Source organism: Pontibacter anaerobius (assembly GCF_026241195.1).
Taxonomy (GTDB): Bacteria; Bacteroidota; Bacteroidia; order Cytophagales; family Hymenobacteraceae; genus Pontibacter; species Pontibacter anaerobius.
Genome location: NZ_JAPFQO010000013.1, coordinates 33,955 through 48,083, shown reverse-complemented (window position 1 = coordinate 48,083; position 14,129 = coordinate 33,955). Strand labels below are relative to the sequence as shown.

12 protein-coding genes are annotated in these 14,129 nt (G+C 48.3%); 7 read left to right on the top strand and 5 right to left on the bottom strand.

Annotated elements, in window-relative coordinates; translation table 11 throughout:
- Positions 1–237 precede the first annotated feature (237 nt).
- Both OO017_RS17840 and OO017_RS17835 read left to right on the top strand, forming a co-directional pair.
- Positions 238–3,624 (top strand): methylmalonyl-CoA mutase family protein, encoded by a 3,387-nt coding sequence (locus OO017_RS17840; protein ID WP_266054059.1) that lies wholly within the window; start codon positions 238–240, stop codon positions 3,622–3,624.
- 147 nt (positions 3,625–3,771) lie between these two features.
- Positions 3,772–3,921 carry a hypothetical protein gene (locus OO017_RS17835; RefSeq protein WP_266054058.1) on the top strand — a complete coding sequence of 50 codons (150 nt, stop codon included), beginning with the start codon at positions 3,772–3,774 and terminating at the stop codon, positions 3,919–3,921.
- A gap of 110 nt (positions 3,922–4,031) precedes the next feature.
- On the opposite strand, the gene OO017_RS17830 is transcribed toward OO017_RS17835, so the two are convergent.
- Positions 4,032–5,591, bottom strand: coding sequence for an FMN-binding glutamate synthase family protein (locus tag OO017_RS17830; protein WP_266054057.1), 1,560 nt, complete (start codon positions 5,589–5,591; stop codon positions 4,032–4,034).
- A 545-nt stretch (positions 5,592–6,136) separates the two neighbouring features.
- Between OO017_RS17830 and OO017_RS17825 the strand changes: the two genes are divergently transcribed.
- Positions 6,137–6,268 carry a hypothetical protein gene (locus tag OO017_RS17825; protein WP_266054056.1) on the top strand — a complete coding sequence of 44 codons (132 nt, stop codon included), beginning with the start codon at positions 6,137–6,139 and terminating at the stop codon, positions 6,266–6,268.
- A gap of 222 nt (positions 6,269–6,490) precedes the next feature.
- Positions 6,491–7,090 carry a BamJ family beta-barrel-assembly machinery protein gene (gene bamJ / locus OO017_RS17820; protein ID WP_266054055.1) on the top strand — a complete coding sequence of 200 codons (600 nt, stop codon included), beginning with the start codon at positions 6,491–6,493 and terminating at the stop codon, positions 7,088–7,090.
- An 80-nt stretch (positions 7,091–7,170) separates the two neighbouring features.
- Here the strand turns inward: bamJ and OO017_RS17815 are convergent, their stop codons facing one another.
- Positions 7,171–7,653: a hypothetical protein gene (locus tag OO017_RS17815; RefSeq protein ID WP_266054054.1), complete on the bottom strand. Its 483-nt coding sequence runs from the start codon at positions 7,651–7,653 to the stop codon at positions 7,171–7,173.
- Between the two features lie 314 nt (positions 7,654–7,967).
- Between OO017_RS17815 and OO017_RS17810 the strand changes: the two genes are divergently transcribed.
- A complete protein-coding gene (locus OO017_RS17810; RefSeq protein ID WP_266054053.1) occupies positions 7,968–9,392 on the top strand; it encodes a Glu/Leu/Phe/Val family dehydrogenase in 1,425 nt (474 codons plus the stop codon).
- Positions 9,393–9,425: 33 nt separating this feature from the next.
- On the opposite strand, the gene OO017_RS17805 is transcribed toward OO017_RS17810, so the two are convergent.
- On the bottom strand, positions 9,426–9,872 hold the full coding sequence (locus OO017_RS17805; RefSeq protein WP_266054052.1) for a hypothetical protein: 447 nt from the start codon (positions 9,870–9,872) through the stop codon (positions 9,426–9,428).
- A 199-nt stretch (positions 9,873–10,071) separates the two neighbouring features.
- Here OO017_RS17805 and OO017_RS17800 point away from each other — a divergent pair, with 199 nt between their 5' ends.
- Positions 10,072–10,800, top strand: coding sequence for an SIMPL domain-containing protein (locus OO017_RS17800; RefSeq protein ID WP_266054051.1), 729 nt, complete (start codon positions 10,072–10,074; stop codon positions 10,798–10,800).
- A 131-nt stretch (positions 10,801–10,931) separates the two neighbouring features.
- On the opposite strand, the gene OO017_RS17795 is transcribed toward OO017_RS17800, so the two are convergent.
- Positions 10,932–12,740, bottom strand: coding sequence for a M61 family metallopeptidase (locus tag OO017_RS17795; protein WP_266054050.1), 1,809 nt, complete (start codon positions 12,738–12,740; stop codon positions 10,932–10,934).
- Positions 12,741–12,839: 99 nt separating this feature from the next.
- Positions 12,840–13,235 carry a hypothetical protein gene (locus OO017_RS17790; RefSeq protein ID WP_266054049.1) on the bottom strand — a complete coding sequence of 132 codons (396 nt, stop codon included), beginning with the start codon at positions 13,233–13,235 and terminating at the stop codon, positions 12,840–12,842.
- Between the two features lie 294 nt (positions 13,236–13,529).
- On the opposite strand from OO017_RS17790, the gene OO017_RS17785 reads away from it, so the two are divergent.
- Positions 13,530–14,108 carry a C40 family peptidase gene (locus OO017_RS17785; RefSeq protein WP_266054048.1) on the top strand — a complete coding sequence of 193 codons (579 nt, stop codon included), beginning with the start codon at positions 13,530–13,532 and terminating at the stop codon, positions 14,106–14,108.
- Positions 14,109–14,129 lie beyond the last annotated feature (21 nt).

Here is a 14,129-nt window from a genome sequence, read left to right as displayed (position 1 = left end):
AAGAAAGTGCGTTTGTTGCTGTGTTTGCGCCAAAATCATTTTATTTCTATGGTGTCTTCTGCAATTAGTGGCAATAAGCATCATGAGGAACAGAGCAACATATCAGCATTGCTGGTTGAATAAAAGCCCGCAAATGCTATCGAACAGGTCTCCCCTGTTCATCCACGTATCCTTAAAATATTAGTCCAAAAATGCCTATATTCGCATCAAATCTGGAAAAAACTAGTTTAATCAAGTATGCAACTTACTAAAGTAGAGCCTTATAAGCCTGTCAACCATATCCGTATCGTTACAGCTGCTTCGCTCTTCGACGGCCACGACGCATCGATCAACATCATGCGACGTATTATTCAGGCATCAGGAGCTGAGGTAATTCACCTGGGACACAACCGTTCGGTGCAGGAGATCGTGGATTGCGCCATACAGGAAGACGCACAGGCCATTGCCATTACCTCTTACCAGGGCGGGCACCTGGAGTACTTCAAATACATGTATGACCTGCTGAACGAGCGCGGCTGCGGCCATATCCGCATTTTTGGCGGCGGCGGCGGGGTTATACTTCCAACTGAGATCGAGGAACTGCACGAGTACGGCATTGCCCGCATTTACTCCCCTGACGACGGCCGCGCCATGGGTTTGCAGGGTATGATCAACGACATGCTGGAGAAATGCGATTTCCCGACAGGCAAAGACCTGAATGGCGAAGCAAAGCACCTGCGTGACAAAGACCCGAAAGCAATTGCGCGCTTGATTTCTGCGGCAGAAAACTTCCCGGAAGAAGCGCGTGGTATACTTAACGAAGTAAAAGAGCAGGCGAAAGAAATAAAAACACCTGTTTTAGGTATAACAGGTACAGGTGGTGCCGGTAAATCATCTTTGGTGGATGAACTGGTTCGCCGCTTTCTGCTGGATTTCCCGGAAAAGAAAATAGCTATCATCTCCGTAGACCCATCAAAGCGTAAGACTGGTGGTGCATTGTTAGGTGATAGAATCCGTATGAACTCGATCTCTAACGAAAGAGTATACATGCGCTCGCTGGCAACCCGCCAGAGCAACCTGGCCCTGAGCAAGTATGTGCAGGATGCAGTAGACATTGTAAAGGCTGCCGATTTCGACCTTATTATATTGGAGACTTCTGGTATCGGTCAGTCTGACACAGAGATCATTGAGCATTCAGACATGAGTTTGTACGTGATGACGCCGGAGTACGGTGCCGCCACACAGCTCGAGAAAATCGACATGCTTGATTTTGCTGATGTAATTGCTCTTAACAAGTTTGATAAGCGTGGTGCACTGGATGCCCTGCGCGATGTGAAGAAGCAGTACAAGCGCAACCACCAGCTTTGGGACGTGAACGACGAAGAGATTCCGGTATTCGGAACAATTGCTTCGCAATTCAACGACCCGGGTATGAACCAGTTGTACCGCGCTATTATGGGTAAAATCTCTGAGAAGACAGGTGTGGAGTTCAACTCTAACCTACAGACTTCAAAGGAGATGTCAGAGAAAGTATACATTATCCCTCCTGCACGTACGCGTTACCTTTCCGAGATTTCCGAGACCATCCGCAACTATGACAAATGGACTAAGGACCAGGCTGAAGTAGCGCAGAAACTATACGGCATCAAGAAGTCCATCGAGGCGGTGCAAAGTATAGAAGTGGAAGACAAGGACCGTTTGGTGAAGCAACTGGAGGCAGCTTATGCCGAAGTGGAGCTGAACCTGGACGGCCAGAACAAGAAGATCCTGGAGAACTGGAAAGAGAAAGTACAGGCTTATAAGAATGAGTTCTACGTCTTCAAAGTACGTGACAAGGAAATCAAAATAAAAACACATACCGAATCGCTTTCGCACTTGCAGATACCGAAGGTGGCTACACCAAAGTATGAGGCGTGGGGTGATTTGCTGAAATGGAATTTGCAGGAGAACGTACCGGGTGAGTTTCCTTATACAGCAGGTGTGTTCCCGTTCAAGCGCGAAGGTGAAGACCCAACCCGTATGTTTGCCGGTGAGGGTGGTCCGGAGCGTACTAACCGCCGTTTCCACTACGTAAGCTTAGGAATGCCTGCCAAGCGCTTGTCTACAGCTTTTGATTCGGTTACACTTTACGGCGAAGACCCGGATTACAGACCGGATATTTATGGTAAAATTGGTAACTCCGGTGTGAGTATCTGCTGCCTGGATGATGCCAAGAAACTATACTCCGGTTTTAACCTGGCTGACCCAATGACATCGGTATCGATGACTATAAACGGTCCGGCAGCTATACTTACTGGCTTCTTCATGAACGCCGCCATCGATCAGCAGTGCGAGCTTTATATTAAAGAAAATGGCCTGGAAGATGAAGTAAATGCGAAGATCGAAGCCATCTACAAAGAGAAAGGTGTTGAGCGTCCGAGATACCAGGGTGAGTTGCCAAAAGGTAATGACGGCTTAGGCTTGATGTTGCTGGGCGTTACCGGCGATCAGGTATTGCCTGCAGAAGTATACGAGCCGATTAAAACACGTACGCTGGCAGCAGTTCGCGGCACGGTACAGGCCGATATCCTGAAAGAAGACCAGGCACAGAATACCTGTATCTTCTCTACAGAATTCTCGCTTCGTTTGATGGGTGATGTGCAGGCGTACTTCATCAATAAGAACGTGCGTAACTTCTACTCGGTGTCTATCTCGGGGTATCACATTGCTGAGGCTGGTGCGAACCCGATCTCGCAGCTGGCATTTACCCTGGCAAACGGCTTTACCTTTGTGGAGTATTACGTGAGCCGCGGCATGGACATTAACAAGTTTGCTCCTAACCTGAGCTTCTTCTTCTCCAACGGTATCGATCCGGAGTATGCGGTTATTGGCCGTGTGGCACGTAGAATCTGGGCAAAGGCGATGAAGCACAAGTATGGCGCTGATGCCCGTTCGCAGATGCTGAAATACCACATTCAGACATCAGGTCGTTCGCTGCACGCGCAGGAGATTGACTTCAACGATATCCGTACCACGCTACAGGCACTGTACGCGATCTACGACAACTGTAACTCGCTGCACACAAACGCTTACGACGAGGCCATCACTACGCCTACAGAAGCGTCTGTACGTCGTGCCATGGCAATTCAGCTGATCATCAACCGTGAGCTGGGTCTGGCGAAAAATGAAAACCCGCTACAAGGCTCATTCATCATCGAAGAGCTGACAGACCTGGTTGAGGAAGCTGTCCTGGTAGAGTTTGATAGAATTACAGAGCGTGGCGGTGTATTGGGTGCCATGGAAACCATGTACCAGCGAGGTAAGATCCAAGAGGAAAGTTTATACTACGAAACACTGAAGCATACCGGCGAGTACCCAATTATTGGCGTAAATACTTTCCTATCTTCTCAGGGTTCACCAACGGTTATACCAACAGAGGTTATCCGCGCAACAGAGGAAGAAAAGCAGTATCAGATTAAAATGGTGCATGCCCTGCAGGAACGTAATGCCGATAGATCGGCCGAAATGCTGAAACGCATACAGCAGGTGGCGACTCAAAACGGTAACATCTTTGAAGAAATGATGGAAACCGTGAAGTTCTGCTCGCTGGGCCAGATCACCAACGCCCTGTTCGAGGTTGGCGGACAGTACCGCAGAAACATGTAAATCATACTTCCAAAGTATAAAGTATTAAGCCGGGCCAATTGGTCCGGCTTTTCTTTTTAGTGTAGCCCGCAATATATTTCTCCTGTACCGGCACCCACGCAGTTTATACTTCGTAAACTCAGGTATCACAACTTATGCTTTATACTTATGAAACGAACAAACAAATTACCGCTGTTATACATGTTAGGCACAATGGCATTGGTTGGAGCAGCAACATGCTTGTTTGTATACCACTGCTTCGATGAAGCGGATTTTGAACTTGATACCTATGATGAGCACAGCGAGGATTACCTGTAAGGCTGTTTGTGTACTTCAATAAAATGAAAGAGCCCGCTGCGCAGAATTGCAGCGGGCTCTTTCTTCATAAGGGTTTATGGACTTCTGTCAGGTAAACCAAGTTTTCATTATCAATTAAGCACATAATTTCTGCTGATGTCGCTAGGAACCGTGTTTCTGGTAGAGAAATACAATTCTTTAAAGCTCATATTCCGGCCCTGCTCCACGCGTCTGAAAATTTTGTCTGCCGTTATACTTTGCAGGCTATCAAAACCGCAGGCCTCCATTACCTCGATTGTCGACTTTATGGTGTTACCATGGAAATTAGCCACACGCACGCGCTTATCCGCCACATCCAGGCCTTGGTATAGGTTTTTGTCCTGCGTGGCAATACCTACAGGGCAGCGGCCCGAGTCGCACTGCAGCGCCTGGATACAGCCCAACGCGAACATCATACCGCGCGCACTGTAACAGATGTCGGCACCTAATGATACCGCTTTGATGATATCAACGCCAGTAATGATCTTTCCGGCCGCTATAAGTTTTACCTCATTCCGCAGGCCATACTTACGAAGCGTGTTCTGGGCGAATGCGAGGGCGTCATAAAGCGGCATGCCCAGGCTATCGGTGAATTCGAGCGGGGCTGCACCCGTTCCGCCTTCTGCCCCGTCTATGGTTATAAAATCAGGATAGATCCGGTTATGCATCATTTCCTGACACAGGCGTTCGAACTCCTGCTTGTTACCAATACATAGTTTTATACCTATTGGCTTGCCATCAGAAAGCACCCGCAGCTTCTCGATGAACAGCAGCATGGTAAACTGGTCGTTAAAGGCAGCGTGCGAAGGCGGTGAAGCTACAGTGGTATAAGGCTCCACTTTTCGGATCGCGGCAATCTCCGGCGTGTTTTTGGCAGCCGGAAGGATGCCTCCGTGCCCTGGCTTGGCTCCCTGCGAGAGCTTGATCTCCACCATCTTGATGTGTGGGTGCGCTACCTGCTGCCGAAACAGCTCCTCGGAGAAGTTGCCGTTCTTATCTCGGCACCCGAAGTAGCCCGTACCGATCTGCCAGATCAGGTCTCCGCCGCCCTCAATGTGAAAGGGACTGACGCCACCCTCACCAGTGTTATGAGCAAAGCCACCTAACTTAGCTCCCGCACTTAAGGCGGTTACCGCGGTTTTGCTTAAAGAACCATAGCTCATAGCAGAAATGTTGTAGATGCTGGCGCTGTAAGGCTGCTTGCAACGGCTGCTGCCGACGGTTACGCGCAGGTCTTCCTCTTTCACATGCACTGGGAACATGGTGTGGGCAATCCACTCGTACCCCACCTCCAGGCTGTTGCTGTGCATACCGAAGGGCACCGTCTGACGCACGTTTTTGGCGCGCTGGTACACAATGGAGCGCTGGCGACGGCTGAAAGGTTTGCCGTCGGTGTCAGATTCGAAGAAATACTGCCGGAACTCCGGGCGTATACTCTCGAAGAAGTAACGTAGGTACCCCACCAACGGGTAATTGCGTAGGAGCGTGTGTTTTCCCTGACGGATATTGTAAAGGTATAGCAGGTGCACCGGCACGAGCAGCAACAGCAACCAGAGCATCTGCCTGTCGAAAACGGATAAAAAAAGCGTAACAAGGTAAGCACTTGCAAAGGCGTACGAGAACGTGCGCCTGACGCTGATATTAGTAGCCATAAACAAAAAGATTGTAAAACTGACGTTTTTAAACTTTAGAAACTCGCCGGGGTGTAGGTTCCAGAATTACCAGGCAAAGAGACACCGGCAACCCTGGGCAGATTAGCTAAAGTCCTTAGGGGTGGTGTAGAAATTAAGACAATAACCGTTAAGCTTATCGCACAACGACATATGGTGCGAAGCCGCCACCATACCTGAACGCACCGCGCAAGTATAAAAAGGGCTGATGTGGAGTCTCTGTGGATGCATGATCTGCTTTCTGCCGCAAAGTTATGTGAATATTTTCGATAAAAGCCAGCTAAATCCGAACAGATATTTCCCCTCTGCTTTCTATAGTCCTTTCGAGCACAAATCCATACTTGGGAGAGCAGCTATTTTACTTGAGTAACCGCTCTAAAAATACCTGTAACGAATGCAGTCTGCCTCCATCCGATAGGTATTACAAAAGCATAACAGCTTGGTAACACCCTGGTTAAATTATATGGTAACCTTAGCAGTCGAAACGCGTTTTAAAACCAAGTTTAACCCTTTACCTTCGTAACACTATGAGACAGTTCGCATCTATTTCATCCGTGCTCCTGCTAAGCACTTCTGTGGCGCTTGTTCTAAGAAACTGGCTATCCCCGGAAGATATACACATTGACCTGGAAGATGAGGAGTACCATCTTTACCTATAAGCAAGTTCCACCAATATAAAGGGGGCTATTCCTTGCAAGGAGTAGCCTTATTTATACTTAGCCGCCACTTAAACTGCCCTATACCCTCCCTGCAAGCACTCGCTATTGGACGCCCAGGAGCATACTTTGGCTTCGGGCTGAAAAATGGTAACTTTGTACGGCTTGCTTGCAGGCCTGTAACTATCATACTAAACCGCACCCATGGGTGCACAACCACACACTATGGATTTAAAAGAGAAAATCAGCTACATCATTGGCCGCGACATGGCTACTAACCTGAAAAAACAAGGCATTGAGGTGGAAGCCGAGTCTTTTATGAAAGGCTTGAAAGATGTACAGGCTGGTAATGCCTCTTCCCTGTCGCAGCAGGAGGTGCAGGAAGCCATGATGGCACTGCAGCAGGAGGTGGCGCAGAAGCAAAGTTCTGCCGGATCAGTAAACAAAGAGGCTGGTGAGCAGTTTCTTGCTGAAAATAAAAACAAAGAGGGTGTACAGACATTGCCTAGCGGCCTGCAGTACATCGAGCTGAAAGAAGGTACCGGCAAGTCTCCGTCTGCTACAGATACCGTAACCACGCATTACCACGGCACTCTGATTGATGGCACTACCTTTGACTCATCTTATGAGCGCGGCCAGCCAGCAACTTTCCCGGTAAACGGCGTAATTGCCGGATGGACAGAGGCGCTGCAGAAAATGAAGGAAGGTGCTAAGTGGAGACTATTCATCCCATCTGAACTGGCCTACGGAGCACAGGGAGCCGGCGACGTGATCGGCCCGCACTCTACGCTTATCTTTGATGTAGAGCTGCTGCAGGTGAAGTAGTTGCCCCTGAAGCATAAAGTATAAAAGCCCGGCCTGTAGCTACAGGCCGGGCTTTTATACTTTATGCCACTTAATAATCCTTACTTTGTGCCTGTCTTGATCAGGTGCATCTCGTTGAGCCAGCGCTGTGCCTCCTCCGGGTACATAAAGTGCTGCATGATCAGGAAATTGCTATCCTGCATCAGCTCATCGCCGCTCAGCTCGCTTACCAGGTCATGCATCAGAAAAACGGGCAGAACCACCGCGATAAAAACATCATCATTCACGATACTAAGGACTTCCGGAAAAACGTGTTCAAATACCCACCGCTGGTCCTCCCGCCTGATGGTACCGCGCTTTTGGAGATCAAGCTGCCACTTTACCGGCTTTAGTCTCCGGACGAGCTCAATTATCCGCGTGTAGCCGATTTTTAACTCCTCAGAACTCACCGCTCCCTCCCAATAAATAAATAAAGTATCTGCCTGAGCGGCATACCGTACACGCAACTTATCTGTTTTCAGCAAGTCCTGTACTTCTCCAGCCGGATTTTCTGCCATCATATCAGCACCAACAATTCTTTCCATAGGTAAATCTTTATCTCTTAAGGCATCAGTTATCATGGAGGCCTGAATTATATAATCCCCCTATATTCAACCTCTTAGAATGCATTGTTATAAATATAGCATGGTAAAATAGCTTATTTTAAAGCTAAAAAACAATATATTAAAATTAATTTAATATTTAATATAACATTTATTTTGAATGTTCTTCCCTCAACCTCCTTATAACCAGTCTACAACTGATTGTTATATGGAGCCATAAAGGGCTAAACAGAACAAATACGCGTATACGCCGTTCATAAATCATCAAACCATCATCCCTATAAAAGAACACTTGTATGGCAAATACACCTAACGAAGGCAAAAAATTCTTAGACAGTGTCCATCAGTATTTCGACCACGCCGCCAGTTTCTCCAAGCTAAGCCCGGGCATTCTAGCACAAATCAAAGCAACAAACAGTGTGTACAAAGTATCGTTTCCGGTAGAGATAGACGGAAAGGTTGAGGTGATCGAGGGAATCCGGGTGCAGCACAGCCACCACAAGCTCCCATCCAAGGGCGGTATTCGCTTTAGTATGCAGGTAGATGAGGACGAGGTAAAAGCCCTGGCTACTTTAATGACGTTTAAGTGTGCCGTGGTGGATGTGCCGTTTGGCGGTGCGAAAGGCGGTGTAAAGATAAATCCCCGAACAAGTTCGGAGAAAACACTTGAAAAAGTAACGCGCCGTTATGCTGCCGAGCTTATAAAGAAGAACCTCATTGGCCCGGGCATGGATGTGCCTGCCCCGGATTACGGTACAGGCAGCCGCGAAATGGCCTGGATTGCCGACACGTACCAGGCGCTAAAGTATGGCGAGACCAACGCCTTGGGTTGCGTAACCGGTAAACCTGTAGGCCAGGGAGGCATCAGGGGCCGAGCGGAAGCAACCGGACTCGGGATATACTTTGGTTTACGGGAGCTATTGGCCGATTCGGACATGATGAAAGGAAGAGGACTGAACGGCAACACCATGGAAGGGAAACGCATAATTGTGCAGGGCCTTGGCAATGTGGGCTACCATGCCGCATACTTCTGCCAGCAGGACGGCGCTATCATTACAGGCATTGCCGAACGGGAAGGTGGTATTTACAACGAAAACGGCATAGATGTAAAAGAAGCTTTCAAACACCGTAGCGAAAACGGTTCTATACTTAATTTCAAGGACTGCAGGAACTACCAAAACTCGGAGGAGATGCTGGAACTGGAGTGCGATATTCTCCTGCCAGCCGCACTGGAAAACGTAATCCACAGCGGTAACGCTGGCAGAATTAAGGCCAAGATCATCGCTGAGGGGGCAAACGGCCCGGTAACCCGGGAGGCAGAGGACATCATGCTCAAGAACGACATCGTTATTCTGCCCGACCTATACCTGAATGCCGGCGGTGTAACCGTTTCATACTTTGAGTGGCTTAAGAACCTTTCCAATGTTCGGTTCGGGCGTATGGGTAAACGTGCCGAGGAAGCTAGTTACCGCCGACTTGTAAACGCCATCGAGACAAGTTCCGGTAAAAGCATGACCTCTCAGGAGCGCGCTTTCCTGACGCAGGGTTCAGATGAGATCAGCCTGGTTAGATCCGGTCTGGAAGATACGATGATAAATGCTTACCATGAGATAAGGGATGTGATGGTGCAGAAAAACACACCGGGTTTACGTTCGGCTGCATTCCTGACGGCAATTGAGAAGATTGGGGTAAGTTACGAGTTGCTGGGTATTTTCCCTTGATAGGAACCTTGGTAAAGAGAAGTATAAAAGAGGTCAGTTTGTCGGCGATATTAAAGCCACATCCTGGCCTTTTTTCAAATCTAAAAGCCATTGCAGCGCCTCCTGCTGCTTTGTAAAATAATTGAAGTGTATAAAGTGCTGCTGCGGAAGGGTAACCGACGCCTGGTAGTTTGTAACTATCGCTTTGAAATGGGAATTGGAGAAAACGATGGCCGCATAAATTTCATCTTTAATGCAGTCATACACCTTTGGGTAATACTCCTGGTTCAGCCAGCTTTCCTGCTCCCTGTCCAGCGGCCCGATCTGCGATTGGTCGGTGCAGAAATAATAGGTTTGCTGATGCTCACATACAAACTGCAGTGCGTGCAGGTAGGTATCCATGAACAGATCCATATCAGGCTTCCTTAGCCACTGTATCAGCAACAGCCTTTCCTGTTTCTGATAAGTTACAAGGGCGCTCGGAGTTTCGAATATCACCATAGTAAGAGCAATCTTAGCGCATAGTTAGAACGAAATATACATAGCTATAAATTAATAAACAAGCACTTACCGTCCTACTTTACCAGCGGTTTTTCTTCCCTCGGCTGATATTAAAGTATAAAATAGTTTTCCTAAAGCAGAATTGTTGTACAATTCTTTCAGCTTATAGCAAATTTATCACCTGGATCGTATAAGGAGTATGACTCGGAACAGCCTCCTCTACCCCACCATCGTACTTGGTATAAGCCTGATTATCTCTGCCCTCCTGTTATCACAGGTCTTCAGGTTCAGGGACCAGGCCAACCAAACCATTAATGTTACCGGCTCTGCCAAACGTGAGATATCCTCAGACCTCGGTATACTTCGCAGCAACATACAGGCTGAAGCAGGTACTGCCGAAGAAGCGTATCAGCGGCTGCTGGAGCAACGCCCTACGGTGCTCCAGTACCTGAAAGGAAAAGGCTTCGCGGAGGCTGACATTGAACTGAACACGATCAACCTGAACCCTATTTATGAAGTAACCAGTCAGGGCTACAGCACTAACCGCATTATACAGTACAACGCGAACCAACTGGTGCAGGTAACCTCACAGGATGTGCAGAAGATCAAGGCGGTGTCGCTGGACATGACTTCGCTCGTAAGCAAGGGTATTAATATCATGGTGATGCCGCCGGAATACTACTTTACCAAACTGGCAGACCTGAAAATTGAGATACAGGCTGATGCGGCCAAAGACGCGCTGCACCGTGCCCAGAAAATTGCCGAAGCCACCGGCAGCGACCTGGGCGCCATCACCAATGCCCGCATGGGCGTTATCCAAATCACCCCAGTCAACTCCAATATGATCTCCGACTACGGCATTAACGATGCGACCTCCATTGAGAAAGAGATTACGGCAGTGGTCAGCGCGTCTTTCAGGCTGGATTAAAGTATAAAGTATAGGCAACTACTTCGGAAAGCATCCTACCTCCTGCTTCTGCACATTACTTAAATGAGGCTTATAAACAGAGAAGGCCAGAGCGTTAACTCCGGCCTTCTCTGTTTATGTGCAGTTTACACTTAGCTATTGCTAATGCTAAGCCATTTGTTGTAAATCTTCTGCTGTACTTGCGTAGGGTTGTCTACACGGATAAACTGGTACCGTACGCTGTTATCCGGTAGCATTTTCACGTTCAACGTCTGTAGTTTGCCGTCACGGGAAATAAGTACCTCGGCTGTGTCACCTGTGTTCATTCCTGCAATCTGGCTCTCCAGGTTGTCACCGGCACGGTAGCCATTGATGGCTATAATCTCGTCGTTAACGTTCAGGCCACCTTTCCAGGCACTGCTGCCGCGGCTTACACTACGCACCACCAGTTTGCCGCCTGATGTATAGGTAGAGGCTCCCCAGTTTATAGATTTGCTGCCTTCGTTTGTGTTTACCAACTGCAGGCCAGCAGCATCAAAAAAGGTATTATAGTCAGGAGACATCGTGCCGTTCACATAGTTCTGGAAGAAAGCATCCATCTTACGGCCTGAAATTTTCTCAATCGCCTCCTTAAACTCAGCCTCTTTAAAGCCTCTGTTCAGCTTTTTATAGTAGCGGTTGTACATATAGCGCATTACATCATCCAGGCTCTTCTCACCTTTGGTAGCCTCCATAATCTCCATGTTCAGCAGGTGGCCCAGCACTCCGCCCTTAGTGTAGTAAGATACCTCGGCATTGTTAGAGTTCTCGTTGCGGCGGTAATACTTAATCCATGCGTCAAAGCTTGACTCTGCAACCGGCTGTACTTTATTGCCGGGTGTGTTCTCAACTGAGTTGATGCTTCCGGCCACTACGCCCAGGTACCTGTCGGGAGAATTGAATCCTGCGCGACGAACCAGCAAGTCATCATAATAGCTGGTGATACCCTCAGATACCCACAGCAGGCGCGTATAGTTCTCAGTGTTGTAGTCGAATGGGCCAAGCGGTTCCGGGCGCAGGCGCTTCACGTTCCAAAGGTGGAAGTACTCGTGCGCCACCAGGCTCAGAAATCCACGGTAGCCAGCTTCTGATGCATAGTTCCAGCGGGAAGTTTGCAGGGTGGTGGAGTTCAGGTGCTCCAGTCCGCCACCGCCGCGCTCCAGGTTGTGCACTATAAACACATAACGGTCCACTGGCAGCTCGCCCATCAACGCAACGCCTTCTTCTATCACCTTCGTCATATCAGCCATCAGCTGCTTTGGCTCATAGTTGCCGCCGCCATACATAGCCAGCTCATGCGGTACGCCAGCTGCCGTAAACTCATACACTTCGTGTGTACCTATCTCCAGCGGAGAATCGGCCAGAATGTCGTAGTTCGGGAAAGTATAGGTGAAATTGCCGGTGCTTTTCAGGCCAGTAGATACTTTATCCCAGCCACTAAAAGGCTTAACAACCAGCGTTCCATTCTGATTCTGGTACCCTTCCGGATACATGAACATGCTGGTGCCATTCACATAACCGTGCGAGGCATCCAAAAAGCTAGTGCGTACGCTCATCTCATAGGCGTACACATCATACTTAGCCCGCACCACGCTGGCCTTGTTGCTGTACACGCGCCAGGTGTTCTTATCAATTTTCTCGCTTCTGAGGGATTTTCCGCTTCCGTCGGTTGCCTCGAAGCTCTCCACGTTTTTAGCGAACTCGCGTACCAGGTAAGAGCCCGGTGCCCACACAGGCATGGTAAAATCGATATGAGATTTGCGGGCTCCGCTCAGCTCTGCCTCTACTTCAAAATAATGGGTGTGCGGTTCCGGCATAGAAAGGGTATAGCGAAGCTCTGCCGCCAGGGCCGCTGCCGCATTACCTAAACTCAGGAATAAGACAATTAAGAGTGATAATTTAAATCGGTTGTGTTTGAGCATGTTTATATAAGGGATGTTTAATGATTGCTTTGGCATTTTACAACAAATACCGTGCTTTTCAAAATCCCTGTACAAACAGCGGTTATAACCGAGGCTAAATTAAGCAGCGTGTGCAGATTGTCCGTCGAGCCAATTTAATGCATCTGGCAGCGCGCAGAAGTTTTTAATGATAATCACTTCGTTGTAGCTCTGAAGTCCGAATTTGCCAGCTTCAAACAACAAAGCCTTGTAGCATTTCTCAGACAGTACCATCGCGATGTGGTTTCCGGTACCGAGCTTTGACATCATGCTAGGGAAGAAATAACGCTGCAACCAAACTTCCTCATCCTCCTCCAACTCTCCTATTTCACGCAAGTCTAATAGCCACTGTTTTATCTCGTGCTGCTCGGCACAATCGAGCGCCTCTATTAGTCCTTCCCTAAACTCCTTGGAGCTCAGTTTATCCAGGCATACCATGTAAAGCCGTTTCTGTGGCTCATAGCATGTGATTTCCAAAGAGCTTGCTTTATAAAGTTTCATTCGGCCAAAGGTAAGCTAGTGCTGCAAAGGTATCATTTTAACATTTATTATTACTATTATTATACCACACCTACATCCATTTCGGACATTATACTTTGTGAATGATACTTTTTTGCCTCTCAAGGCTGAAAAGATGCTGGTAGAACTTTTGGCTTAATACTAAATGTTATTGGTACCTAGGCTATTAGCTTAGGCATATAAGAAGAAGCAGGAAGTATAAACTGGCACGAAGTTTTCTTTATTACTCCTGTAAACCCAAACCTATACGCTATGAAAAAGACTTTGCTTGTAATGATTTCCCCGCTTGTGTTGCTAGTGTTGCTGCTGCTCTTTATGCCACAGCACTTTGCACACCCTGGTACGTCAGACTCAGAAAACGCTATTGAAGTGCCCACTCGTGTGCCGCGCGAAAGTAATGCCGGTGTAACGTCAGAAGCCGCAACTGCTGCAAAAGTGGCTGTTAGTGATGAGCTTGAAATGATAGACTATGCGCTCTCGCTAGTGGGTACCCCCTATGTGTGGGCCGGCGAAACGCCCAAAGGTTTTGACTGCTCAGGCTTTATCACCCACGTGTATGATAAGTATGATGTGCAACTGCCTCACTCCTCCCGCATGCAGGCCGAGGAAGGCGAATATGTATCGCGCCACGAAGCACGCCCAGGCGACCTGTTGATTTTTACGGGTACAAATTCGCAGGTACGTGAGCCGGGCCATGTAGGCATCGTTATCTCACAGCCAGGCGATACCATTGAGTTTGTGCACTCCTCTTCCAATGGTGGTGTTAAAATTAGCCAGGTTGAGGGCAGCGGCTACGACCAACGCTTCCTGCAGGTGCGCCGCGTGCTATAGGGCAAGTATAACACTTTTCCT